The organism is Armatimonadota bacterium (genome assembly GCA_029907255.1).
Taxonomy (GTDB): Bacteria; Armatimonadota; UBA5829; order DTJY01; family DTJY01; genus JAIMAU01.
Map to the genome: position 1 here is coordinate 239,539 of JARYMF010000003.1, position 26,790 is coordinate 266,328.

Here is a 26,790-nt window from a genome sequence, read left to right on the forward strand (position 1 = left end):
AGTGGCCTTATACGTAAAGATCACGTTTTCCTGAGCGAAGCTCTTCAAGGAGTCGTCGTGTCCGCGTGCGCATCTCTGCCGGTAACTCTTCGAGCGATTTGTCTACAACTTTTTGACCTGCAGCACGAGTAGAAGGGGTCGCATGATCAAGTAGGTATTCTTCAAAAGACAAGATTGCGTTCGGCAGGCACATTTGTCCAATATTGCCCGTTTTTGCCAAAGACATAAACCTATCGCCAGTTCGCTTTAGTCGGTAGCATGCGGTGCAAAAGCTTGGAATATAGCCTTTTTTAATTATTGTCGCCACAAGCTCCTCAAGCGACCTAGTATCTCCTATCTCGAATTGCTCAGCCTCTGGAGCATGTTTTTGTCGCCGTTTGTATCCACCAGGAGAGGTTACAGACCCAGCGCTAATTTGCGATACCCCTAATGCGAAGAGTTCATCACGAAATTCGGGCCTTTCTCTGGTAGTAAGAATGATTCCAGTGTATGGAACTGCTAGTCTTATGGAAGCGATTATTTTCCGAAATTCGAAGTCAGTAACAGGGTAGGGCGGCTTTGCTGCAAGAGGAGCATTAAGCGCAGGTTCAAGTCGTGGTACTGAAATTGTATGCGGCCCGATTCCAAAATTTTCTTCTAAACTCCGTATGTGAGCTAGCATCGCAACACATTCATATTTGTAGTCATAAAGTCCAAAGAGAACGCCAATGCCTACATCGTCAATCCCCGCTTCAAAAGCCCTGTTAATAGCTGTAAGCCTCCACTCATAATTGGCTTTGGGACCAGATGGGTGAACATATTTGTAAATGCTTGGGTGGTATGTCTCTTGAAATAATTGATACGTGCCAATGCCACACGCTTTCAAGCGGCGAAAATCTTCTACGGTAAGCGGTGCACTGTTTACATTTACTCGGCGAATTTCTCCATCAGGGGTGCGAACACTATATACAGCAGATATGACTTCCTCCATGTAGTCTATTCCCGAGTAATGAGGATGTTCTCCAAATACAAGGAGTAATCTCTTATGACCTTCTGCCAGAAGAATTTTGACTTCCTCGCGAACCTCATCAACCGTAAGGCATCGCCGCTCAAGATCCTTATTGTCCCTTCTGAACCCACAGTATAGACAGTTATTCGCGCAGTAGTTTGAAACGTAGAGTGGTGCAAAAAATACAAGCCGTTTCCCGTATACTTTCTCCTTTACTTCTCTCGCCGCTAGAAAAACTTGCTCCAAGAGGTCTAGGTCTTCGAGGGCAAGCAGACTGGCAAACTCCGATAAAGAAAGACCCTTCAACGCACGAGCTTTGTCCAATATTGACTCAATTTCGAGTCTCGAGGGCTTTGCAGAGTCCTTGAGGATTTCCTCTATTTCATTCCTTTCGATTACTTCAAGCATACCCTTTATCCGACGAGAATGCTTTTCCTTGAAATCGCTGGTATCTGGAGTATGAAATTTATAGCTTATTAAATAAACATGGATTCTTTGATGAGCAAAGCCTCAGCTTGTCGCCAAAGCGGCTGTCAAACATCACTGCCAAGGCTTTGCTCATGTTGATTTATTTAATTTAACCTCTTCTGCAGAAAAAGTGTTTTGCTATGTTGAATGAGTTAACTGCTGCCTAGATTCTTTACTCTTAGGTGCTAGCTTTTTGTCCCTTCGAGTATAGTGAGTATGCAGAAGCTTGTGTGACATTTCGCCCAAGGGCTCTTTAAGGAATGTCTCATATAGCTCGATAATTGCCGGGTTCTCGTGAGACTTCCTAATAGGCATTAGGCGATCTGCAAGATAGATTGCTTCTGCCCGAGCCTTTCGTATCTCAGGCGATGTTGGGAATGGCTGACCGCCACCACCAAGGCAACCACCGGGACACGCCATTATTTCTATGAACTGATGGTCCGATTTGCCTTCCTTTATTAGATCAAGTAGCTTTCTAGCATTCCCTAGGCCATGTGCTACTGCAGCCTTGACTTTAACCCCATCTATATCAACCGTTGCCTCTCGCACGCCTTCCATTCCGCGAACGGCTGTAATTTCAATGTTTTCCAATGGTTTGCCAGTGATGACTTCATAGGCCGTTCTCAGCGCCGCCTCCATGACGCCTCCTGTTGCACCAAAAATTACTCCGGCGCCAGTAGATATACCCAAAGGTACATCAAATTCGCTATCAGGCAAGTTTGGAAGATCTATGCCTGCCTCCTTGATCATTCCAGCCGCTTCACGGGTTGTCAGCACATAGTCAACGTCTTTATACCCACTTGCACGCATCTCAGGCCTTTCAGCCTCGAATTTCTTTGCAGTACAAGGCATTATTGAAACCACAACCATTTTTGCAGGATCAACGCCTATCTTTTGAGCATAATATGTCTTCGCTATCGCGCCAAACATTTGCTGTGGCGATTTGCACGTTGAGAGATGCGGCAGTTGGTCGGGATAGAAATGCTCAATGAATTTAATCCAGCCTGGGCTGCAAGAGGTAATCATTGGCAGAGTTCCGCCTTTCTTCAACCGCTGGATTAACTCATGGCCTTCTTCCATTATTGTTAGGTCAGCCGTAAAGTCTGTATCAAATACCTTGTCGTATCCAAGCATGCGTAGTGCTGTTACCATTTTGCCAGTAACCAAGCTACCAGGCGGCATGCCGAACTCTTCACCAATTGTTGCCCGAACAGCTGGTGCAACCTGCACAATCACAAACTTATTAGGATCATCAATGGCCTGCCAAATTTCAGGGGCCGGATCCTTTGCCTTCAGTGCACCGGTTGGACATCTATCAATGCACTGACCACAATAAACACAAACGACCTCTGCTAGTTCTTTATCGAAAGGAGGACCGATTTCAGTATGCCAGCCGCGGTTGTGGGCAAAAAGGGCACCAACAGTTTGGATTTCATGGCATACCCGAACGCATCTCTTGCAGAGAATGCACTTTTCAGGATTCCTAATTATCGATGGATTTGATTCATCTTTCTTGTGATTATGGCGCTCGCCTTGGAAACGAACCTTCTGAATTCCAAGTTCTTTCGCAAACTTCTGGAGTTCACACTTCTGATTTGCCGAACAAGTAAGGCACTCTTGCGGATGGTTCGCTAGCAAAAGTTCTACTATCATGCGCCGTGCTTCTCGAACTTTTGGAGAGTGTGTATTGACATTCAAGCCCTCCGACACTGGATATGCACACGACGGGCACAATAACCTCTGGCCTTCTACTTCCACAACGCAGATTCTACATACACCTTCTACGCTTAAATCTGGATGATAGCAAAGAGTAGGAATATAGATGCCTGCCTGTTGTGCCGCCTGAAGAATAGTCATTCCTTCTTCAGCCACAACCTTTTGGCCATTGATTGTCATGTTTATTTTCTTACCCATCTTTTCCATCCTTTCCGTTGCCCATTGTGCATACGCCGGTTGGACATTCTCCGTCAGCTACATGGGCAAGATACTCATCGCTAAACAGTTTATAGCTAGTTGCGAATGCCGTTCCTGCGAACTGGCCAAGCCCACACCTGGATGAGACAGCTAGGTTATTTGCGAGCTCCTGCATCAGTTCTACATCCCCAGGCTTTCCTTCGCCATTAATCCAATTGCTCGCAATTTCAAGCATTCGCTTCGTGCCTTCGCGGCACGGTATGCACTGCCCACACGATTCATGAACGAAAAACTCAAGGCAGTTGTGCACAAGGTCAACAATGCACTTGTCTTCATCTATTACTATAAGAGCGCCCGCACCCGGAGGAAGATCTTCATATGCAAAACGCCTATCGAGACTTTCTTTACCAACGCAAATGCCTGACGGCCCACCAATTAAAACAGCCTTAATGTCCTTGCCAGACTTAGTTCCACCAGCCATCTCGTAAAGAATTTCTCGCATAGTGGTTCCAAATGGAACTTCTATAACGCCAGGCTGGAGAACATCGCCACATGGCGTGAATATCTTCGTACCTTTGCTTCTTTCTGTGCCAATGCTGTTAAACCAATCGGCACCATTTAATATAATTTGAGGTATATTGGCTAATGTCTCGACGTTATTTATAACCGTAGGCGCTCCCCAAAGTCCTTGGGTCGGCGGATAAGGTGGCTTTACCATTGACTCGCCCCTCCGCCCTTCGAGCGACTCAATGAGTGCGGTTTCCTCTCCACAAACATAAGCACCGGCGCCCTTGAAAACTTCGATATCGAAATTGAAACCGCTATCGAAGATGTTTTCGCCAAGAAGGTTCATTTGTTTCGCATCTTCAATAGCCTTGTTCAATTTTTCTATAGATTGCTTATACTCGCCTCTTACGTAAATATAGCCTTTGTTAGCGCCAACAGCATATCCAGCAATTATCATCGCTTCGATTATGCTATGAGGGTCGCCTTCCATTATAAGCCGGTCTTTGAAGTTTCCAGGCTCGCCCTCATCTGCGTTGCAGATTACGGTCTTCGGCTGACCGGTTGCATTCCGTGTTGCCTCCCACTTGATTCCTGTAGGAAATGCTGCGCCTCCACGGCCTCTAAGATTCGATTTCTTTACTTCTTCTATGACATCTTCGGGCGACATTGAGGTGAGCGCCTTGCCTAGTGCCTCATAGCCATTATTTGCGATATATTCCTCAATTGATTCGGGGTTTATAACGCCAGCATTTCGAAGAACTATTCTTTGCTGACGTGCTACAAAGGGAATCTCTGGTGCTTTAAAGGCTTTCTTAGCCAACTCTGGAGCACGATAAAGCAATCTCTGAACAATTCGGCCGTTCAGAAGGTGCTCCCTAACTATTTCCCCTGCATCCTGAGGCGTTAAGTTACAGTAGATTGTGCCCTCAGGGTAGATGACTATTACCGGTCCGCATTCAGATATGCCGAGGCAACCTGTCTCTACAACACGGATTTCGTCTTCCAATCCGTTTAAGCGTATTTCCTCTTTGAGAGCGGCCTCAACTGCTCTACTTCCTTTAAGTACACATGGAGTAGCATTGCAAATTAAAATATGTGATCTATAGAATGGCATTTAGCTTTCCTCCTGCCTGTATCTTGCAAGAATCTCCGGTATCTTCTCAGGTGTCAGGTTGCCGTAAATATCATCATCAATCATAATTACTGGACCAACACCGCAGACACCAAGACAGCTTGTCAATTCCAGGGAAAAATGACCATCTTCTGTCATCTCACCCGGCTCAATATCAAGCTCATCCTTGATCGCCGAAAGTATGGCTTTTGACCCTCCAATATGGCACGGAGCGCTATTGCATACCTTGATTACGTGCGTGCCTTTAGGTATTATGGAAAACAACGTATAGAATGTCGCCGTGCCATATACCTCGCTTACAGGAATGCAAAGTTCATCGGCAATTATTTCTAATGCACTTTCTGGCAAATAGCCATACTTTGCCTGGACTTCGTGAAGTATTGGCAGTAGATTGCCTCTAAATGCATCGTGCTTTGCGACGATGCTCTTCACATCTTCAAGGTTTACGTGGGAAAAGCGCTCTGCAGACTTTTGCGTAGATTTCAAATTAACACCTCCATAAGAATGTTTCCAGCAACTGCTAGGCTTCGGCCGTTGTGACTACCCATTCACCGACGATGTTACCATTTACGAGGTGCTGACTAACTATCGTTCGCGCTCTTTCAGGAGTTACGTAGCCATAAGTAACTCCCGGCTCGCCGGCTCTGAAAACATCAACTAATGGTTCCTGCGAACATAAACCTTTGCAGCCAGCTTGGACAACCAATACATCTTTGATTCCGCGCTTGTCCAGTTCGTCCAAAATTGCATTTAATACGTTTTTCGCGCCGGCTGCTATGCCGCAAGTCCCCATAGCAACTACAACTTTTGCTCTCTGCTTGCCATCTCGAATTCTTAAATCTTGCTGGGCTTTTTCTCGAATTCTATGCAGCTCATCAAGAGACTTCATTGGAATCTTTCCTTTCTACGTTTCAAAAACAATAAGCGCACAAGGCATTCATTCTACAATTGCTTCTCTAATTTTTGCTCCCCATGCCTCCGAATATGGTCGTTCAAAATTTTATCACACATGAAGTGAGTTTCGCAATGAAAGACCGCTCCACGAGCAACCAGCCTTACTAACTTGCGTTACTCGCCCCTTTTTTCCAGTAAAATAGATTAGCAGCGGTGGATTAAAAATGGGGTAAGAAACCGTTAATTTTGCTTTAAATTGTAATAATAAAACGCCCTAGCAAAATAAATATTGACGAACTACGGGAAATAATGGTAGAATTGCAATTGAGATTGAGTCTCAATTGCAATTTGGAGATAAAAATGACCGACGAAGAAGCAAAATTCAGACATTTCCTAAGAGAAGAGGGAATGAAGACAACCCGCGAGCGCAAGCTAATCCTCGAAGAAGTTTTCAGAAATCATCAACATTTTGAAGCAGATGACATTGTTTCCGGTCTTCGAAAACGTGGAAAACGCGTCTCGCGCGCAAGCGTATATCGCACACTTCCTCTTCTCGTGAATAGCGGACTACTTAGAGAAGTTGATTTTGGCGAAAGGCATGGGCACTATGAACATGTTCTTGGCCATGATCATCATGACCATTTGATTTGCACAAGTTGTGGGCGAACTTTCGAGTTCAATGACAACACGATAGAAGAGCTCCAGCAGAAAATTTGTGAGCAATATTCGTTCAAAGCACATACCCATGAACTTCGAATCATGGGCCTATGTTCCGAATGCGCGAATTCGTAAAGGAAATAAATATGACTCTTGATCAAACAACAATTGGTTCGGAAGTGCAGATTATCTCAGTTCCCGATGCCATACGTTCACAACTCATTAGGCTGGGGATTGCCGAGGGAAGCCGCGTAGTATGCCTTGAAAAAATCCCATTTGGACCAGTAGTTTTGAAGTCGAGGCGTCAAGAAATTGCAATTGGCAGAGACCTTGCTCGACAAATAGAGGTGAGGTAGTGAGAAAACCGCGACATCGGCAAAGAATGCCACCTTGGGCTCAAATAGAAGCCCCAGCGCGAAAAATTGCTCTTGTCGGCAATCCAAATGTAGGAAAATCGGTTTTCTTTGCTTATCTCACAGGTGTATACGCTGAAGTCTCAAATTACCCCGGCACCACAATTGAGGTCTATACTGGCCGCTTTGGAAATAACCTTATTATTGACACTCCTGGTATTTACAGCGTCTCCTCATGGAATGACGAAGAGCGAACTGCGCGTGATATTATCCTTCAAGCTGACATCGTTATAAACATCGTCAATGCCCTTCATCTAGAAAGAGACCTATTCCTCACTCTGCAGCTTGCCGATATGGGCATCCCAATGATTGTTGCCTTGAACTTTATGGATGAAGTGAAGGAGCAGGGCATAAAAATCGATATAGAAAAGATGTCAAAGCTCCTCGGCGTTCCTGTAATTCCAACAATTGCAACAAAACATGTGGGGCTCGATAAAGTTCGCCTATCTATAGACAAGGCATGTGTCGGAAAACCTGATCCCTTCGTACAGAAGCAGGCAGGAAAACTGAACTGCTCTCAGCGAGAAGCGGTGTTAATATTGGAGGGCGACGAGGTAATATCCAGCCGCCATGGCTTATCACCAGGCTTACTCCGAGAAGATATTTACCTTCGGAGACGGGCTCGTGCAAATGATATTGCCGACCAGGTGGTTAGTGAAACTGGACCCAGCCGCAGATTTGCCCATGTTCTAGGTAGATTAATGTTGAACCCCTTAACGGGCATTCCAATTTTAATGGTTGTTTTATTTATTGTTTACCAGTTAATAGGTGTCCTAATTGCACAAAAGCTCGTTGGATTTACAGAGAAAACAATAATGCAGGGATACTGGGAGCCTGCTATCAGAAAGGTTATTAGCCATGTTTTACCTGCTAATTCTCCAGCGTGGATTATTCTTGTTGGACGTTTTGGAATATTGACAACCGGCATAACCTATTTGGTTGGTCTACTTCTGCCATTGGTCGTTGGATTTTATATCGTTCTATCATTCCTTGAAGACACCGGATACTTACCAAGATTGGCAGCGTTAACTGACCGATTGCTCAATTGGATTGGACTAAATGGCCGCGCAATAATTCCAATTATCCTAGGATTTGGTTGCATTACAATGGCAACGATTACCACACGACTTCTTGGAACAACGCGAGAAAAAACAATTGCAACCTCAATCTTAAATTTCACAATTCCGTGCTCAGCCCAGCTTGGCGTTATAGCCATGCTAGCCGCTAGGATTGGATTAATTCACACGTTAGTGTACATTCTGGTAATTGGCACATGCTTTATTACAGTAGGGACAGTCCTCAACCACTTCTTACCTGGAAAATCATCGCCACTTATCATAGACCTACCCCCGGTGAGACTTCCAAAGATTGAAAACTTATTAAGGAAGACATGGATTCGCATAGTTCATTTCTTGCTGGAAGCATATCCTTGGTTTCTAATTGGTTCGGGGCTTGTCGGAGTATTGGAAGCAACGGGGCTGCTTAAAATATGGCAACGTCTACTCGAACCATTAACAGTCGCTTGGTTGGGGCTACCAAAAGAAGCGGCAAATGCCATAGTTATGGGAATGATTAGGCGTGACCTTGGAGCTGCTGGGTTTGCATCAATGACCCTTACCCATGAACAAACGTTGGTAGCGCTTATCTTGATGACTCTATTTGTTCCCTGCGTTGCCTCAATGATGATTCTCTTTAAAGAGCGAGGATGGGGCGAGGCGGTGGCAATCTGGCTTGGAACATTCGTTGCTTCTTTCCTTATCGGTGGGCTCGTGGCATCAGCTATGATGTAAATATATGCGGACTATTTGCTACTCTTACGCCCGCCTCCATGGCTCATAAGTCCGCCCTTGCGTCCAGCTTGCCTAGCTTCATGGCTAGTCCATTCATGGGCAGTACCCTTCGCATGTGCAGCCTTGCCACCTTTGCTTGCAATTTCCCTTTGTTTCTCTGGATCCATCGAGGCAAAGCCACGCTTGGAAGAAGCCATCAATCTCACCCCTCTGTGCTGTATTAACGCCATATAACTAAGCAACTTTTCATAGTACTACCCTTAAGAATCAAAGTTTCAAACATTCAAATAGGCAAATAGAGTAATATACGTTCAGAATAAAAAAGAAACCGCCGGATTCAGCCGGCGGTTTCTTATAAGGGAGGTTGACAAATAACAAGTGCAGGTATTAATTAACCGGTGAGTACAATGCACTTCTATGGATGAAGACGTCAGGTTACAACGAATTGCTCACCTGCTCATTTAGCTATTTCAAATATAAGATATCATGCCACAAGAAAACTGTCAAGCTTCTAACAAAAAACCAGTATAAATTATGGGCTTTAATATGACTGGTCGAAACGCCTTTAAATCATGACAGCATTTTGTTATTCTAGATTGGGATTTACACAGCTTTATTCAAAGTTTGTGAATAAACGAAAGATGCCGAACATAATAATAACGGTAGGGTGGGACCGGGAGCCGAATGGAACGGCGCTTGTCCGGCGCGGAGGAGGAAACAACCCCCGGCCCCATTCCCATCCGCTGGTGGGGAGGATCGCAAATTAATTGCCTCGCATTTGGATTGTTCCATGCTTGAATTGCTCATTCGCCTGCGTGAGATACCTGATTCTGTGGGGAACTATTTCAAGATACGCTCTCGACACATAAAGATTTGACACCGATTATGAGCCTGACGTATACTGGGATTTCAAATGAAAAAAGCTTCCGGATATTTCCGGTTTGATGTAATTAATAAGAGCACTGAAACAGCAGCCAGACTGGGCAAACTTCAGACTGCACATGGCACTGTCCAAACTCCTGTGTTCATGCCTGTGGGCACGCAAGCCACCGTCAAAGCGATGAGCCAGGAGGAATTAGCCGACCTTGACTTCGGGATAGTCCTGGCGAACACATACCACTTATATCTTCATCCTGGGCATGAGCTAATTAGACGGGCCGGCGGTCTGCACAATTTCATGAGCTGGGACCGTACACTTCTCACGGACAGCGGAGGCTTTCAGGTTTTTAGCCTCAGCGACCTCCGCAGGATTGGAGAAGAAGGAGTTCTTTTCAAATCTTATATTGATGGGTCCGAACACTTTTTTACACCAGAAAACGTAATGGAGATTCAAGGCGCCATTGGTGCTGATATCATAATGGCATTCGACGAATGCCCTCCATATCCTAGTACATACGAGTATGTTCGAGAAGCAACCAGGCGAACCCATGATTGGGCTGTTCGCTGCAAGAATAATTCTCCACCTGGGCAAGCACTATTCGGCATAGTCCAAGGCGGCGTATATCGCGACCTAAGGTCGTGGAGCGCAGAGTTTATCTCATCACTCGACTTCCCAGGAAATGCCATCGGTGGAGTCTCGGTTGGAGAACCCAAGGCCGCCATGTATGACGTAGTAGGATGGACTGCTCCACTTTTACCAGAAGAAAAACCAAGATATTTAATGGGAGTTGGAACGCCATTAGATATAATTGATTTTGTGATAATGGGCATTGACATGTTTGACTGCGTTCTGCCCACCAGATTAGGACGAAACGGCTCAATGTACACTACTTATGGACGAATAAACATAAAAAATGCTAGGTTTGCCCAAGATTTTTCGCCAATTGACCCTGAGTGCGATTGCTGGGCTTGCCGAAACTATACAAGGGCTTATCTTCGCCACCTACATAAATCAGGTGAGATATTAGCAGCACGACTGGCAACCTACCATAACTTATACTTTTACCAACGTGTAATAAAAGGAATTCAGGAAGCGATAAAGGATGATCGCGTGCTTGACTTTCGTCGAAAGTTTATAGCGACTTATTCAGCAGAAGGTGATTAATACATGGGGCAAATTTGCCTGCGGGACGTAAAGCGTGATTTGCGTGTCAGAACCTATATAGAGAAAGCAAACGAGCAAATGGCAGCAATAGGTTATACCGAACATGGTTTTCGACACGCTGGCATCGTTGCAGGCGTATCACGAGGTATAATTCGTCAGCTTGGAAATGGCTCACGCGAAGCAGAACTAGCCGCAATAGCTGGTTATCTCCACGATATTGGAAATGTTATTAACCGTGAGAATCACCAAGAAACGGGAGCAGTTCTGGCAGAAAGCATCCTTAACTCCCTCAAAATGCCACCGGCAGAAATTGCGGTTATTATGGGTGCAATTGGCAATCATGAGGAGGATAATGGATTTCCGATAAACAAAGTCACTGCAGCCGTAATCATTGGCGATAAATCTGACGTACACTTTTCTCGTGTACAAAATCCAAATCCTCAAACATTCGATATTCACGACAGGGTAAATCATGCTGTCCAAAAGTCATACTTACGAGTTGATTCAGAAAACAAAATTATTAGCCTAGAATTAACAGTAGATACAACATCAATCAGCGTAACCGAATACTTCGAAATTTTTGTACTCAGAATGGTGATGTGTCGTAGGGCGGCAGACGTGCTAGGCTGCAAGTTTAAGCTTGTAATTAACGGAATTGACCTATGATTTTCAATAATTAAGAGGCAAAATCATTTTATTTGACAATATCACGGCACATCTGTATAATTGCCCTGTTATATGGCCCGGTTCGAATGATTAATAGACCCGCGCCCCAAAAAGCGCCATAAGGTGACTTAGGGAGGATTACAGAAAAATTGAGACATAAACATATCCTTGCTCTTGTTATTGTATTGGTTGCAGCATCTGCTTTCATTCTTGGAAAGCAACATGTGACAGTAACAGAAAATGGCAAGCAAATTACTAAACCTTGGCATTTAAAGAAAGGCTTAGACCTTGCAGGTGGAGTACGTGTCGTACTCCGCGCAGAAACCGACAAGCTGCCTAAAGGTGAAAAATGGAGCTATAAGCACCTAAATGGCATAGTGCGTGTCATTCGCAACCGCGTTGATGCTTTCGGCGTATCCGAACCTCTGATTCAGCCCAAGGGTATTGATCAGGTGGTCGTCGAAATTCCCGACATTCCAAACGTAGATCAAGCCATAGAACAACTTAAGTCAACCGCAAGGCTTGAATTTCGCCACCTGCGATGGGTGCAAGACAAGCGCCACCGTGGGAAATACCAGATGACGATTGAGCAGGACGAGCAGGGAAATGATAGGTATGTCTTTACAGACCATGACGGAAAGAATGTACCAGTAGAAAAAGTACTAGCAGAATCCCCAGTCATCGTCACTGGCGCTAATCTCAAGCCTAATGCCCAAGCAAACAAGATGGCTCAGCCTCCATATGAAGTTTACGTAGCCATCGAGTTTGATAGAGAAGGCAGGAAGTTGTTTGCCGACTTTACGCGGCGTAATGTAGGCGAGTACTTGGCAATAGTCCTGAACGACCAAATTTTAAGTGCGCCAGTCGTTAAGGTACCTATTCTCGACGGAAAAGCCACCATTGAAGGCGGCTTCCGAACTATTCAGGAAGCCACGCGTTTAGCTGAATTCTTGAATGCTGGCGCATTACCAGTCCCTCTTGAAATAGTGCAGCACCAAAGGGTAGAGGCAACGCTAGGTCAAGATTCTGTGGATAGAAGCGTACTTGCAGGAATCATAGGTCTCGGCCTAGTCGTCCTCTTTATGTTCGGCTATTACTTATTGCCTGGAGTAATTGCAGATATTGCACTTGGAATATATGCAATACTCACTCTTGCATTATTCAAAATAATACCTGTAACGCTCACACTACCGGGCATCGCGGCATACATCATATCAATAGGTATGGCCGTAGATGCTAATATCCTTATTTTCGAGCGATTGAAAGAAGAGTTACGAAGCGGAAAAACGCTTCGCGCGGCAATTGACGCTGGATTTGCAAGAGCATTCACCTCCATTTTCGACTCCAACGTCTGTACGCTCATTACCTGTCTAATACTAGGATGGCTTGGCACTGGACCAATCAGAGGATTCGCCATTGTCCTTAGCCTCGGTGTAATTGTTAGTATGTTCACCGCAATAGTAGTCACGCGAACAATTCTTCATTTAATCGTAAACACCGGATTTGCCCAACATCCTGCATGGTTTGGTGTGAGAAGACAGTGGGTGACAGGACAGACAGGTCGGCAAGTAGACGTTGTTGGGCGGATGTGGACTTGGTATGCCATAAGCGCCGCAGTAATTTTGCCGGGATTGTTCTTCATCTTCGGCATGCACGGACTGAAGCCAGGTATTGACTTCACTGGTGGTAGCCTCATGCAACTTGAGTTTAAGCATCCAGTAGAACGAGCATCTGTTGAGGCAGCACTCAGCGACCTAGGCCTCAGAGGAAGCATGGTCCAGAAATCCAAAGAAGATCCAAAAGAATTCTTTATCCGAACTAAAAACGTCTCTGAAGAAGAATTTCGTACACTTCAAAAAAGACTGAAAGAAAGAGTCGGCGAATTTGAAGTGCTTGCAACCGAACGAGTTGGCCCAACTATCAGCCGCGAATTAACTGCGAACGCCTTCAAGGCAATAATATTGGCCTCTCTTGGCATTGTCCTATACCTTTCTGCACGATTTGCCATTGGAGGATTAGCATACGGATTCCGATTTGGAATATGTGCAGTCATTGCTCTTTTGCACGACGTAGGTGTTATAGTAGGCCTCTTTGCAATATTTGGCCACTTCCTCCATTGGGAGATTGATAGCCTATTTGTGACGGCATTGCTAACAGTCATTGGATTCTCCAACCATGACACAATCGTCATATTTGACCGCATTCGCGAGAATCTGCGCCACCGCTCGAAAGGAGAAACATTCGACTCGCTGGTCAATAGGAGCATACTGCAATCTTTCGCAAGGTCAATTAACACATCTTTGACGGTTGTGCTGACTCTCATAGCTTTATTATTGTTTGGTGCCTCCAATCCGAGCTTAAAGCACTTCAACGTGGCACTATTAATTGGTATAATAACAGGTACCTATTCCTCCATCTTTAATGCAAGTCAACTTCTCGTCCTGTGGCAGAGAATTGCAAGCAAACAGCCTCTTAGCGGCGTACCTTCTGAACAACCTCGCACTGCAACAAAGCCAATGGACCTGAAACCTCTTGTCGAACAAACCGAAAGCGATGTTCATGAAGAAGCGGCTACAGTCACTCCGGTGCGTAAGGCTCAGACCGCGACCAAAACGAAAACCAAGAAGCGTAAGAGGAGGTTCTAACCTCAGCTCCAAATAGGACAAATCCAGCCTACAGATTTCTCCAAAATCTGTAGGCTTTTTAATTTCACTTTTGCTCCCATATCGGTTGTTTTCCATGAACCAGCATGCTATTATGTTTTCTGTTGAATGAACAAGTGTGAGATAAGCTTTATGATTGGCAATAAAGCTAAAAGATCAAAAGATTGGAAGATTATCCAGCCAGATCTCGTCATCGAAGAAAAATTCTGCAATCAAGTTCCAGCCTCACGAATAGTATGCCGCGTTTTATTAAACAGGGGCATTCGAACCCCCAGAGAAGCTTGCGAGTTTTTAAACCCCAGCATGGATAACCTTCACGATCCTAGCCTTTTAGATGGAATCGACCACGCAGTTTCTAGAACAATAAAGGCCCTAGACGCGGGTGAAAAAATCATGGTCCATGGAGACTATGATGTTGACGGAATCACAAGCACCGCACTTCTCGTCCGTGTACTTAGGGCTTTGCGCGCAGATGTGAGCTGGTATATTCCTCATAGACAACGTGAAGGTTATGACATCAGACAGCCAGGGATAGAAGAAGCAGCTCGTCGAGGAGTTAACCTTATAATCACCGCAGACTGCGGAACTTCGGCCATCGACGAGATAGAATACGCAAAAAGCCTTGGGATAGATGTAATAGTTACAGACCACCACGAACCAGGCCCTAAAATTGCAGAACCTCTAGCTCTCATAAACCCTCGGAAGCATAATTGCCAATATCCTTTCAAAGACCTGGCAGGTGTTGGAGTTGCATTTAAATTTGCAGAGGCACTTGTGCAGAGTCTTGGCTATGATACAGAGGCATTTCGACGCAGATTTGTTGACCTTGTAGCAATTGGTACAGTGGCTGATATCGTGCCTCTTGTCGGCGAAAATCGGGTGCTCACAAAATGCGGGATTACCGAAATTCCAAGATCGGGAAAACCTGGAATTCAGGCGCTTTTAAAGATTGCTGGCATTCACGGAAAACCAATAACAAGCCACATGCTCAGCTATATATTATGTCCTCGATTAAACGCAGCAGGACGTTTGGACGATGCTTCACTCGCTCTTAATCTCCTGCTTACAAAAGAAGAAGCGGAAGCAGAAAAGCTTGCTGAAATGCTTGAATTGCAAAATCGAGAACGTCAAAGAGAACAAGAACGTATAACCCAGGAGGCAATAGAGCAGATAACTGACCGCTGTCTTGATGAAAAAGCTAAGGTTTTAGTTCTATCGTCGCAAAGATGGCATCCTGGGATAATTGGAATAGTTGCAAGTAAAATTGTTGATCTTTTTCATAGGCCCGCGGTACTGATAGCCATTGACGAAACCAACAACAAAGGCGTTGGTTCTGGGCGAAGCATAGACTCTTTTCATCTTTTTAAGGCTCTTATGCAATGCAGTGAACTTCTTGAGCGCTGTGGTGGCCATGCAAAGGCTGCGGGCTTATCAATAATGGCAGAAAAACTCTCTGACTTTGATGAAGCAATAAATGAAGTTGCCGACCATGTACTCACTCAATCGGACCTTATACCTCAAATAGAAGTGGACGCCGAACTAGAAATAGACGAAATAACATATGACCTTGCCACAGAACTCCAGCTCCTTGAACCGTTCGGCTATGGCAATCGTGAGCCGGTCTTTGCGAGTCGTGACGTAAAAGTTATCAGCAAAACCCGACTGGGAGGAAATGGCAATCATTTAAAACTCAAACTAGCCACACAAAAGACAAAACAAATAGAATGTGTTGCTTTCGGATGGGGAGAAAGCGAGCAATTGTTTGAAATTGGAGCTACGGTGGATTTATGTTATAATATTCAAATAAATGAGTACGCGGGCTTCAAGGTCGTTCAACTCGTTCTCAAAGATGCAAAACCATCCAAGTCTACATAAAGGCCTAAGAAAATGACTTCCAACCAGACAATGTGTCCGCCGGCAATCCAAAACATTGTCGAGAAAATGAAAAAATATGCTTCTCAGCAAGACATAGAGCTGGTTGGTAAAGCCTATGCTTTTGCCGAAAAAGCTCATGAGGGCCAATTTCGTCTCTCTGGGGAACCATATATTAACCATCCCGTAGCAACGGCAGCAATCCTTTCAGAGCTCGAAATGGATGCCAAAAGCATTGCTGCAGCTTTGCTACACGACGTCATCGAAGATGGGCATATTACCCGAGAAGAAATAGAAAAAGAATTCGGCAAAGAAATAGCCCAGCTTGTTGATGGCGTTACAAAACTCAAGCTAGCGGATTTTGAACCACGAAGCACCGAAGGTGAATCAGGAAAAAAACGTCAATCGGAAGTTAGAAGGAGCGCCGAAAATCTTCGTAAGATTTTTCTCGCCATGGCACATGATTTTCGCGTCATGGTGATAAAGCTTGCTGACCGTCTTCACAATATGCGTACCTTGTCCGCGCTTCCTGAGGAACGGCGTCTTAAAGTAGCAAACGAAACCTTACAAATATTTGCACCCCTGGCACACAGGCTTGGAATATGGCAAATTAAATGGCAATTAGAGGATCTCGCCTTCAAATACGTTGAACCCAAAGCTTACGCCGATATCGTCGAGAAAGTGTCGAAAACCAGACGTGAACGCGAACAAGAACTAAACAATGTGATTGAGACCATAAGAGCACGCCTCGAAAAAGAAGGGCTGAAAGCAGAGATTCAAGGTCGGCCAAAGCACCTATACAGCATACACCAAAAAATGGCGTCCCAAGAAATCGATTTCAGAGATATCTATGACTTAACAGCAATTCGAATAATTGTGGACACTGTCCCCGAGTGCTATCAGGTTTTGGGCATTGTGCATGATCAATGGATGCCAATTCCAGAAAAGTTTTATGACTATATTAGCAAGCCAAAATCAAACATGTACCAGTCTCTTCATACGAAAGTCATTGGGCCAAAAGGCGAACCGCTCGAAATACAAATAAGAACAAAAGAAATGCATAAAACTGCGGAATTTGGAATCGCGGCGCACTGGCAATATAAAGAAGGCGGAAAACCAGCCGATGAGTTCGAAAGAAAGCTTTCTTGGCTACGTCAACAATTTTTCGAATGGCAAGCCGACTCAAAAGACGCTGATGAGTTCCTCCGCTCTGTAACCGAAGATCTTTTTTCAGACCAGGTTTTCGTTTTTACGCCCAAAGGCGATGTAATTGACCTACCAGCTGGGTCAACGCCAGTGGATTTTGCATACCGGATTCATAGCGACCTTGGCAATCATTGCGTTGGTGCGAAGGTTAACGGAAGAATTGTTCCGTTGAACTACAAATTCAACAACGGCGATATAGTTGAAATTATATCGAGGAGCAACGCGGTTCCAAGCCGAGACTGGCTCAACTTCGTACGGACATCTACCGCACGAAATCGCATCAAAGCTTTTTATCGCAAACTTTATCACGCGGAGAACGTAGCAAAAGGTCGAGAAATTCTTGAAAAAGAGATTGAACGCCAGGGTTTAAACCCTGATGATTTTCTAAAACCTGAAAACGTGCAGAAAATACTAGCATCTTTGAAATTTCAATCTGAAGATGATTTGTTTGCTGCAATTGGCAATGGGCATATTGCGGCTCTGACCGTTATCCATAAATTAACAGCAACACAACCGCCGGCTCCAGGACTAAGTGTTTCAGGAAAGCGTCCCCCTCTTGAAGCAAAATTAGGGATAGTTGCGGGAGGGGTAGATGGTGTTGCAATAAGACGAGCGAAATGTTGTGCACCAATTCCTGGTGACGAAATCGTCGGATACGTAACGCGGGGTAGGGGCGTAGCACTGCACAGGAAATCCTGCCCAAACATAGCAATTTATTACGAAAAGGAGCCCGATAGGATGGTAGAAGTAGAATGGACACATGGAGATGGCGAGCGTTTCCAAGCCGGGCTCTTCATTAAAGCACTTGATCGTGTGGGTTTGTTAAACGACATATCGGCGATATTTAGCGAATCTAAAACGAACATCTCATCTGCGAAAATTGCATCGCGACCAGACAAAACTGCATACTTTGATCTTATTGTGGAAGTAAATGACCTAGATCACTTGAACAGATTAATTAATAGCGTTGCCACCTTGGGCGATATTCTCGAAGTTCGCCGGGTCAGCATTACGGGCAGAGAGCATTCATGAGAGCGGTAATACAGCGGGTAAAATCGGCATCGGTTAAAGTTAAAAATATGACTGTTGGAAAAATTGGCCATGGAGTAGTAGTGCTCCTAGGCGTCGGTATAAATGACACGTCCGAGGACGCCTCTTGGTTAGCTGAAAAAACCGCCAATCTCAGAATCTTTGAAGACAGCGAAGGAAAAATGAATTTGTCTCTGCTTGACGTTGGTGGTAGCGCCCTTGTTGTATCGCAATTCACGCTCTACGGCGATGCAAAAAAGGGAAGAAGGCCTAGCTTTACAAATGCTGCTCCACCCGAAAAAGCTGATAGCTTATACCAAGAATATGTCGAAAAGCTTCAATCTCATGGGGTTCCAGTTGAAACCGGAATCTTTAGAGCGAAAATGTTAGTAACAATTAAAAATGATGGACCGGTCACTCTTCTTCTGGACACGGAAGACCGTTAGTGATATTCTTCTATTTGCCTTTTAAATCATGACAGAGGAGTGAGGAAATGCGCCTAGAGGACTTTTTTCAACTCGACATGGGTGCAAAACACAGGGAAGTCGACCAAGAAGAATTAACGCCCGAGCGCGAACCTAGAACTGCTGATGGAAATAAGCGCTTGGCTGATTCACATATATCAAAGGGCTATCTTCATCAAGCGATTACTCGATATAAAAAAGCCGCCCGGATTGAAAACGATGCTTCGCACCGCACAGATCTGGGCGATGCATATGCTTATGCTGAATTACCTGTTAAGGCTGTTGACCAATACAAGCGCGCAGTGAAAAAGGACCCGAATCGCCCCGAGCCGCACTTTAGTCTTGCCGAAATTTACACCAGATACGGGAAATGGCACGCTGCCATCCAAGAATACGAACGCGCCATAAAACTAGATCCAAGAAATGCCTTTTACCGCTACAAACTAAGCGGGGCACTTATGAAAACTGGCCAATATAAGGAGGCAATAGGACAGCTAGAAGAGGCAGTATTGATTTGCCCTGACGATGGATTCTACCGTTTTGAGCTTGCAGCCGCTTATGCTGATTCAGGCCATGTAGATGAAGCCCTTCCGGAAATGGCTCGGGCTGTCGAAATGACTCCCGGCGATGATTATTATGTAGTCAGGCTAGCAATCCTTTGTGCGCGCGTAGGACTGCTTGAAGAAGCGGTCATCGCTTTAAAAAGAGCAATCCAGCTTAACCCAGAAAGGCCGGCGTATAAGTATCTATTGGGTGCTGTATATTATAACCTTGGCCGCGAAGAAGAAGCCTTCAACATCTGTCAGAATGCAGGTGATCTTCATCCATATGATCTAGAATTTTTAGAGCGCGCGCGCAAATTTGTTGAAGGAGGGCGCTGGTAGTGACCGAGCGCCTTCAAGTGAAAAGATTTATCTTGGGATTGTTTGATACAAACTGCTACCTTGTATCAGACCTGTTCAGCAAGCAAGCCCTCATAATAGACCCTGCAGAGGAAAACAGAGAAGTCATTGCAGCCATTGAAAAGGATGGGCTCAATGTTATCGGCATAGTTAATACTCATTCTCACGGTGACCACATTGGTGGCAATGGACCAATAAAGGCAAAATTTGGCTGTCCCATCTTGATTCACGAGGCCGATGCTCCAGCATTAACAGATGCTTATAAAAATTTGTCAGCTTTAGTTGGGCTGGATAATATTGTTAGTCCACCGGCAGACCGTCTTCTTAAAGATGGAGATGAAATTTTTGTTGGGAGACATTCTTTAAAAGTAATCCACACACCTGGCCACTCACCTGGAGGCATTTGTTTACATACCAACGATATAATATTCACGGGCGATACGCTTTTTGCTGGAAGTATTGGAAGATGTGATTTCCCCGGCTGTTCGTTCGAACAATTGATGGCATCCATTCATAAGCTGCTCTTATTGCTTAACGACAACACGAAGGTTTATCCAGGCCATGGTCCTGAAACCACCATTGGCAATGAACGCGCTCACAATCCATGGATTTAGTTTTTCGATAAAAAGCCATGCTTCGATACAAAAAGATTAACATTAGAATCAATAACTTGAAAATCAAACTTGCATAATCAAAGACAGGAGAAAATGAAATGAATGCATCAAAGGCTACGAGTTGGCGCATGTTTTGTGGGTGGCTAATTACCCCAACACAGGAGATGCAAAACGTTCTTATCGAGGTTAGTGACGGCATTATTTCAGCTCTTCAATTGGGAGCTGAGAAGCCAACCGACCGCTCGTACATTGATGCATCCGACGAGATGGTTGCTCCAGGCTTTATAGATATCCATGTCCACGGCGGCGCAGGATTTGATGTTGCCGATGGAACATACGAAGCGATTTCTTCAATTTCGACCCACCTAGCTCGCCATGGCGTGACTTCGTTCCTTCCAACGATTGTAACTTCGCCTTGGCCTACAATTGTTCGTGCAATGGCCGCCATAAAAGAAGCAGTTGACCGTGGTGTGCCTGGTGCCAGAGTTTTGGGTGCGCATGTCGAAGGACCTTTTTTGAACATCGAATACAAAGGCGCCCAACCACCTGAAAACATACGACCTCCAAGTGTAAAGGAATTTGAGCAATTCCTAGGCGATTATCTCGCTTACATTCGTGTCGTAACAATTGCCCCCGAAGTGCCCGGCGCCGAAGAAGTGATTGAATATCTTATTAAAAAGGGCATTAGGGTATCCGTCGGTCATTCGGGCGCAACGTACGACCAAGTAATGAAGGCTGCAGCCATGGGTGTTACCAATGCCACCCATACCTTTAACGGAATGAAAGGGCTTCATCACCGTGAGCCAGGAGTTGCAGGTGGTGTAATGGTTAACGATAGGATATTTGGCGAGCTAATCTGGGACAATATTCATGTCCACCCAGGCGCAGCAAAATTACTCGTAAAGGCAAAGGGACCTGGCCGCGTAATCCTTGTTTCAGATGCGATGAGAGCAGCAGGCCTCCAAGATGGAGAATATGATCTTGGCGGACAGATTGTTTTTGTAAAATCAGGGCAAGCAAAACTAGCGGATGGCACAATCGCAGGAAGCACAGTAACGCTCGACCAAGCAGTTCGAAATGCAACTGAACATGTAGGACTAAGAGCAGCGGTAGAGATGGCGTCCCTTACGCCAGCAGAATCCATCGGTATAGCCTCAGAAAGAGGCATGATTGAGGAGGGGCTTGCCGCAGATTTCGTCGTAATGGATAAGAATCTAGAAGTAAAGCGAGTATTTATTGGCGGTCTCGAGGTATAGAAGCATATTTTGCGAACTCATCGCAAGCCCACATTTGCCATTCTGGCTTGACACCTAATGATTTTACATCGCCATAGAATCCGCATATAAAGCCGCCACCCCGACTGCCAAGTTTATCAATCAATTCGCGAGCCCGAGCTCGGATATAGTTTTCATCGCCTATCGGAAGATCACGTTGAATATCTACAGGCGACCAAATTGCCGTCTTGCCATGACATACTTCCGCAAGGAAATCAAGCCCAGAGAGTGTTGGCTGGTCGAGCTGGAGAACTTTAATTCCCATATCCACAAGACTAGGAATTATATCTTTGATATAGCCACATGAATGCATCCATACATCCAAACCGAGCGCCTTTGCATGCCCAACGAGTTCTCGAAAACCCCACTCGAACATTTCATGCCACAGCTTAGGCGATACCAGCAGTCGCTCTTGAGTACCCCAATCCTCAGCGAACATTACTCCATCGCAATCCGTAGTCGCCCATTGATCCATACAGCGTTTCAATAGATCAACCACTTTTCTTTGAAGCGCATTAACCTCTTCGGGATAGAGGAGCACATCTGCAAGAAAAACTTCAATTTTGCGCATATACCGCATAATTGCAAATGGAAAACCATTTAGATGCCCAAGATGGTATTTATCAGGGTTTGCCGCAAATATTTCACGCGCTTTCTCGTAACGAAGAGGAAGGTCAAGGCGCGGCATTTGATACGTCTCCACCTCCGACCAATCCTTTATTACACCTTCAATCACCTCGCCTCGGGTAGTACTTGGCAAACATTTCCACACGTTATGCCACTCATCTTCCCATTGCTTAGCACCTTCTAAATTCCATGTTCGCCACGGCTTCCATTCGGGATCCGGCGTGATTCCAATACTGCAAAAGTCGTTAGGGTAGGGAGGAGGCAAACTCATTGGACACCTGTCTGGATTCTCGTAGTTAATACAACGTTTAACCCTTTCCCTGCTTGTCATAATTTCGCCCCTTATTCACTATTCCATTCAAAAGTTACGCACTATCCTGTGGTTTTCCTCTTACATAAAACCGGTTGATTTTCATACGAAATTTTCTTGTAACTTTTATCTCTCTTTTGTGTTTGAAGAACTGATACATCGTTTAACAAAGGAGGTATTTAAATGAGCTGTGAGAAAGTACGTCCGATGTTGCCCGACTACCTAGATGGTGAGGCATGCGAAGCCGATGCTCAATTCATAGAAAAGCATTTGGCAGAGTGCGCCTCATGCGCCCAGGAGATGGAAGTTCTCCGACGCATGGCCAAACTGCTTCAAGCAAACGCAGAGGTCGAACCGCCAGCTGGATTGCTTGAGCGCATAGAAGCTGCAACAATTCAAAAACGTGGAATTCTGGAGAGGCTTCGAACTAAAATTACAGTCATCCCCCAGTATGCCCGCCTTGCAACCGCAGGTTTTGCTGCAGCTATTCTTCTAATGGGAATTTTATTTTCCCAAATTGGTGGAAATCGACCACAGCAACACATCGCCTCAATCTCAGAAAAGCGCCATACACCAATTAAAGTCTCTTCTAAACAATCCGCTCCGAGTATTAATGCTAAACAGCCTGTCGGTAAGCCAAAGATAATTGCCTCGATGCCAAAGTTTAAACAGCCAAGGCGTGTTGCTACTATTGCACGTAAAACTCACGTTAAATCAGGCAAAGAACGCAAAGCTCTTGAACAACCAAAGAACGAAAAGATTGATGAAACAGTGGCTATCCAGGAAGAGCAGGCTACTCCATCTTCAGAAGCTACAGAAAAGCCGAGCGAAATCACCGAGGAAAGCTCTGGCGCAACAATGGTAGCCGAACAACCTGAAATTCAAGAGGAGGTGAAAGAACCAAAAATCGCCGCACCAAAGCTGGTTGTACAAGAAGATCCTTCGGCAATCGAACAATTACGCAAGAAACTTGCAGCTAAAAACAAGCAACCAGTAAGTATAAAGCTTGATCCTATAGACAACAAAAAACACTCCGTAACGCTGGTAGGCTTCCGGTTCTAGAACTGGCCATTATCCGGAAGGCCACCTGCGCTTGGCAATTAATGCCAAAGCGAGGTGATGTCTTGTGAAAACGGCAAAGTTCATATTGGCCGGATGCCTCTCAGCTTTTGTCTTTCTCTCAATCGCAGCACCCGGAGGAGCATCTCAACTCAACAGCGCAAATGATCCCACGCTGCTGAGTTTTCAGCGTTCGTTAGCGGGAATAACCGAACCTGGACCAAGCATACCATCACCAGGCACAGCTAGCGAGCGTGGAATCCTAGCCTCTGATGCAATCAAGGGTAATGGGACAAGGGCAGGCTACGTGCTTAGCCACTGCGGAATAATTCCCAACAGCGAAACGGTCACGGTAGACGGCAACCTAAAAGCTAGAAATCGAGACTATTATCTCGACACCGCGAGTGGAACAATAGCATTTGCAGAGCCCATAAAAACATATCAGATAGTTCGTATAACCTATCGCTATTCGGAAAGCGCCGATAAGAACCGCGCCTTGCTTGGTTCTCCAGGCTTTCGATTAAACCTTGGCTCCAATTCGAACATGAATGTGTTCTACGCATATCAAGCTGGCGCAGGTGGAACGACAACAAATGCTTTCGATTTGCTTACATGCGGACTAAACATCGAAACGAAGCTAGGCAACCAGTCTTCTATGTCAAATATGCTCTATTTCTCGTCCGCAAAAAATTCGGGCAGGATATCACTTAACCTATTAGGCAAAAATCAAAGCAACGCTCCAGCTCAGAAGCCAAAATCAGACAAACTACTTCTCCACAATTCCGACTGGAAATTCGGACGCCTCACAGTAAAACCGATGTATCAGGAAGTAGGAGCAGACTTCGCTGGTTTCACCGCACTTCGTCAACAGCATGCCGCTCCAGATGAATTACTAAACAGGCTTGAAAAAGAAAAGGGGTTAAAGCGACTAGGATTCCAAGCAGACTATGCCCTAAATAACAACAGCTCAACTAACTTTGCTTGGAACCGCATTGATGATTCACAAGATAGTATTATCAAGCAATCAATATCTTTTGCATCGCCAACAGTCAAGGTTGCCGGTAGCATACAGGAAATAGGCGAAAAGTTCACAAGGTTTAAAGATCTTGCTGAAGCTGAAAGAGATCAGTGGGCAAGAGAAAAAGGTTTGAAACGGTCTAATTTCGCACTTAGCTTCACACCAATGAAGGGTTTGCCTTCAAATTCAGCATGGAACACCATTGCAATGACCAAGATTTCTGGTAACAATGGCGACTTCAGACTTAGCACGCTTAACCTTGCACTTAAAAGATTTTCACTTTCAGCCACCGATAGTAAAACAGATTCGACTTTCACTCGAATTAGTGACATCTCCGAAGAAGATAAAACAATGATTGCCCTCAAGATAAGACAGGAGTTCGAACCAGGCGCCACCCAAGCAAACGTTACCAATGAGGACAAACAGCATGCTGCGCGTGAAGTTGGTATTTGGCGGCGAAACATCCGCGCAACAACCGAACTTGGCTCCACATCCGCTAGTCTGCAATTATTAACATTAGGAGATGACAACAATGGCATTAGAAGGCAATCCCTCTCCTTTAGTGGAAAAACCTTCTTAATATCAGGCTATGCCCAAAAGATTGACGCAGGTTTTGATAAACTCACTTTACTCGCTCCAATTGAAAAGCTCAACTTTGCAAATGAGAAGGGCATGGAGAGGTTGAATATAGATGGCAGTTTTATTCTTAATCCATCTACAAAATTAAGAACCTCTTTCTCTCGTATCACAGAAAACAACGCTGCCTTGGTCAAATACGGTCTTGATTTAACCGGCAATGGATTCTGGATTAGGGGTAACCTGCGAAACATGGACCCGGAGTTCACAAGAGTAATGGACCTGGCAGATTCAGATAAGAAGCTAATGGCAGCAGAGCAAGGATTCCGACGCTTCGACTGGGCGGGACACTATGAATCGTCTAAGAAGCTCTTTGCAATTGATAGCTCGTTTATAAATGCAAAACATGCAACAGACGGTCGCTTCCGCAAACAATCAACAAACAACTTGGTACTGACGCCTTCTGAAAATTTGAAATTGACAATGTTCCGCGACGAAGCAAATTCTGGCAAAAATGAGTTAGAAGACCGTCTAATCCGAAACATGTTGCGTCTTGATAATACATTAGGCTTCATCTCTCTTAATGCAATGATTGATACAACAAGAAGCACCTCCGCCTCTGGAGAAGAGAAAACGCTTGAGACGCGTACAGTTCATTTCAACACACTTCCAGGACGCGCCATTATGCTAACCGGCGATTGGAAGAACGTGAAAAGAAATGACGGAACATTTGAGGACACCCAGGTCTTGAAGTTAGATTCGATGCTTACAAAGTCGCTAAACTTCAAAGGTGTGCGCTCAATTATAAAAACAGACAAAGTCGAAACAATTGCACAGGATTATAGCTTAGCGGGAAAGGTCTTTAATAGCCTTAACCTTTCTGCCAGATTTGGAGAAACTTTATCCAATGGCTCAACTACTGGGAAAGTTCGGGAACTCAGCCTAGCACCGACTTGCCCTACCGATTTAGGGCCATTCAAATCAACAGCATGGAGCGTTGCCTTTGCAGAAGTCCGCAAAGCAGATAAAATTGAAACCCGCACAAAATCAGCAAAAATTGAAACTAACTTCCTACAACACCGCATAACTGCCGAATACTTAGGCCAGGTAACTAAAGATGGCAAAACACCAATTGTGAGGGCGTTTAGCTTGGTGGGCGATCCTAATCCTTCCAAGAGATTGCATTATTCGCTTGCATACAAGGTGCTTGACCCGGGTTCAGCCCCCTCAGCTCTCGTGCGCAAATATAACGCTGATTACAAACTCGGTGAGAAGTCAAAGCTTGAATACAACTACTTCTCCTATAAAGAACAACCAAATGGAACATTGGAGCCCATTGGCGAGGAACACCTAAAGTTTACTGCACCACTTACCAGGAGACTTGGATTTGTTGGAGCCTATGATGTCTTTGAAAATTACCAGCAAAGCACAGAGAAACGAGTTCTGAGCTTTGAAATTTCGGGCAAGACATCTTCGCTGGGGATACTCGAGGCATCATATAGTTATGACAGGGTTTCGAGTCCAAGCGGGACTTCGCACGCAAGAACCTACAAGTTGAAATATGACTACCAAGTTAGCCCTGAACAATTCATAACACTAACAGGCCAATACACCGACTGGTCCAGCTCCCAAGCGACTGGTTCTCCTTCGGACGATTTTCAAGTGATGTTGGATTTAAAGACAGTTTGGCGATAAATCTCAGC

General features: G+C 45.0%; 21 protein-coding genes. 14 read left to right on the top strand and 7 right to left on the bottom strand.

Annotation, left to right across the window (positions count from 1 at the left end):
- Nucleotides 1-7: 7 nt before the first annotated feature.
- The 5 genes from hydG to QHH26_03780 all read right to left on the bottom strand — a co-directional run bounded on the left by hydG (nt 8) and on the right by QHH26_03780 (nt 5,898).
- Nucleotides 8-1,396 (bottom strand): [FeFe] hydrogenase H-cluster radical SAM maturase HydG, encoded by a 1,389-nt coding sequence (hydG, locus tag QHH26_03760; protein ID MDH7481081.1) that lies wholly within the window; start codon nt 1,394-1,396, stop codon nt 8-10.
- A 198-nt stretch (nt 1,397-1,594) separates the two neighbouring features.
- Complete coding sequence (locus QHH26_03765; protein ID MDH7481082.1) at nt 1,595-3,370, bottom strand: NADH-dependent [FeFe] hydrogenase, group A6; 1,776 nt, start codon at nt 3,368-3,370, stop codon at nt 1,595-1,597.
- Entirely contained in the window at nt 3,363-4,991 is a 1,629-nt protein-coding gene (locus QHH26_03770) for an NADH-ubiquinone oxidoreductase-F iron-sulfur binding region domain-containing protein (GenBank protein ID MDH7481083.1), read from the bottom strand. Before QHH26_03770 ends, QHH26_03765 begins: the two co-directional genes overlap by 8 nt.
- Nucleotides 4,992-5,495 (bottom strand): NADH-quinone oxidoreductase subunit NuoE, encoded by a 504-nt coding sequence (gene nuoE / locus QHH26_03775; GenBank protein MDH7481084.1) that lies wholly within the window; start codon nt 5,493-5,495, stop codon nt 4,992-4,994.
- A 34-nt stretch (nt 5,496-5,529) separates the two neighbouring features.
- Nucleotides 5,530-5,898 (bottom strand): (2Fe-2S) ferredoxin domain-containing protein, encoded by a 369-nt coding sequence (locus QHH26_03780; protein ID MDH7481085.1) that lies wholly within the window; start codon nt 5,896-5,898, stop codon nt 5,530-5,532.
- A gap of 365 nt (nt 5,899-6,263) precedes the next feature.
- Between QHH26_03780 and QHH26_03785 the strand changes: the two genes are divergently transcribed.
- Genes QHH26_03785 through feoB form a run of 3 tightly spaced genes read left to right on the top strand, consistent with a single transcriptional unit; the run spans nt 6,264 to nt 8,763 of the window.
- On the top strand, nt 6,264-6,695 hold the full coding sequence (locus QHH26_03785) for a Fur family transcriptional regulator (protein ID MDH7481086.1): 432 nt from the start codon (nt 6,264-6,266) through the stop codon (nt 6,693-6,695).
- An 11-nt stretch (nt 6,696-6,706) separates the two neighbouring features.
- Nucleotides 6,707-6,916 carry a ferrous iron transport protein A gene (locus QHH26_03790; GenBank protein ID MDH7481087.1) on the top strand — a complete coding sequence of 70 codons (210 nt, stop codon included), beginning with the start codon at nt 6,707-6,709 and terminating at the stop codon, nt 6,914-6,916.
- Nucleotides 6,916-8,763, top strand: a complete 1,848-nt coding sequence (gene feoB, locus QHH26_03795; protein MDH7481088.1) for a ferrous iron transport protein B — start codon at nt 6,916-6,918, stop codon at nt 8,761-8,763. The genes QHH26_03790 and feoB overlap by 1 nt, the downstream gene beginning before the upstream one ends.
- An 11-nt stretch (nt 8,764-8,774) precedes the next feature.
- Here feoB and QHH26_03800 read toward each other — a convergent pair whose 3' ends face one another.
- The gene (locus QHH26_03800; GenBank protein ID MDH7481089.1) at nt 8,775-8,960 is read right to left on the bottom strand and encodes a KGG domain-containing protein; all 186 of its coding nucleotides are present in this window, start codon (nt 8,958-8,960) and stop codon (nt 8,775-8,777) included.
- 716 nt (nt 8,961-9,676) lie between these two features.
- Here QHH26_03800 and tgt point away from each other — a divergent pair.
- From tgt to nagA, 9 genes are all read left to right on the top strand, one after another.
- Nucleotides 9,677-10,807, top strand: a complete 1,131-nt coding sequence (gene tgt, locus QHH26_03805) for a tRNA guanosine(34) transglycosylase Tgt (protein MDH7481090.1) — start codon at nt 9,677-9,679, stop codon at nt 10,805-10,807.
- 3 nt (nt 10,808-10,810) lie between these two features.
- Nucleotides 10,811-11,473 (top strand): HD domain-containing protein, encoded by a 663-nt coding sequence (locus QHH26_03810; protein MDH7481091.1) that lies wholly within the window; start codon nt 10,811-10,813, stop codon nt 11,471-11,473.
- Between the two features lie 149 nt (nt 11,474-11,622).
- Nucleotides 11,623-14,118, top strand: a complete 2,496-nt coding sequence (secD, locus tag QHH26_03815; GenBank protein MDH7481092.1) for a protein translocase subunit SecD — start codon at nt 11,623-11,625, stop codon at nt 14,116-14,118.
- Between the two features lie 150 nt (nt 14,119-14,268).
- The gene (recJ, locus tag QHH26_03820) at nt 14,269-16,011 is read left to right on the top strand and encodes a single-stranded-DNA-specific exonuclease RecJ (protein MDH7481093.1); all 1,743 of its coding nucleotides are present in this window, start codon (nt 14,269-14,271) and stop codon (nt 16,009-16,011) included.
- Between the two features lie 12 nt (nt 16,012-16,023).
- The gene (locus tag QHH26_03825; GenBank protein MDH7481094.1) at nt 16,024-18,246 is read left to right on the top strand and encodes a bifunctional (p)ppGpp synthetase/guanosine-3',5'-bis(diphosphate) 3'-pyrophosphohydrolase; all 2,223 of its coding nucleotides are present in this window, start codon (nt 16,024-16,026) and stop codon (nt 18,244-18,246) included.
- Nucleotides 18,243-18,689 (top strand): D-aminoacyl-tRNA deacylase, encoded by a 447-nt coding sequence (gene dtd / locus QHH26_03830; GenBank protein ID MDH7481095.1) that lies wholly within the window; start codon nt 18,243-18,245, stop codon nt 18,687-18,689. The genes QHH26_03825 and dtd overlap by 4 nt, the downstream gene beginning before the upstream one ends.
- 47 nt (nt 18,690-18,736) lie before the next feature.
- Nucleotides 18,737-19,591, top strand: coding sequence for a tetratricopeptide repeat protein (locus QHH26_03835; protein MDH7481096.1), 855 nt, complete (start codon nt 18,737-18,739; stop codon nt 19,589-19,591).
- Complete coding sequence (locus QHH26_03840) at nt 19,591-20,223, top strand: MBL fold metallo-hydrolase (GenBank protein MDH7481097.1); 633 nt, start codon at nt 19,591-19,593, stop codon at nt 20,221-20,223. The genes QHH26_03835 and QHH26_03840 overlap by 1 nt, the downstream gene beginning before the upstream one ends.
- Nucleotides 20,224-20,321: 98 nt before the next feature.
- Complete coding sequence (gene nagA / locus QHH26_03845) at nt 20,322-21,479, top strand: N-acetylglucosamine-6-phosphate deacetylase (GenBank protein MDH7481098.1); 1,158 nt, start codon at nt 20,322-20,324, stop codon at nt 21,477-21,479.
- Here nagA and QHH26_03850 read toward each other — a convergent pair.
- Nucleotides 21,457-22,455 (bottom strand): uroporphyrinogen decarboxylase family protein, encoded by a 999-nt coding sequence (locus tag QHH26_03850; GenBank protein MDH7481099.1) that lies wholly within the window; start codon nt 22,453-22,455, stop codon nt 21,457-21,459. The genes nagA and QHH26_03850 overlap by 23 nt on opposite strands.
- 162 nt (nt 22,456-22,617) lie before the next feature.
- Between QHH26_03850 and QHH26_03855 the strand changes: the two genes are divergently transcribed.
- Both QHH26_03855 and QHH26_03860 read left to right on the top strand, forming a co-directional pair.
- Nucleotides 22,618-23,496: a zf-HC2 domain-containing protein gene (locus tag QHH26_03855; GenBank protein MDH7481100.1), complete on the top strand. Its 879-nt coding sequence runs from the start codon at nt 22,618-22,620 to the stop codon at nt 23,494-23,496.
- Between the two features lie 64 nt (nt 23,497-23,560).
- Nucleotides 23,561-26,782: a hypothetical protein gene (locus QHH26_03860; GenBank protein ID MDH7481101.1), complete on the top strand. Its 3,222-nt coding sequence runs from the start codon at nt 23,561-23,563 to the stop codon at nt 26,780-26,782.
- Nucleotides 26,783-26,790: the final 8 nt, after the last annotated feature.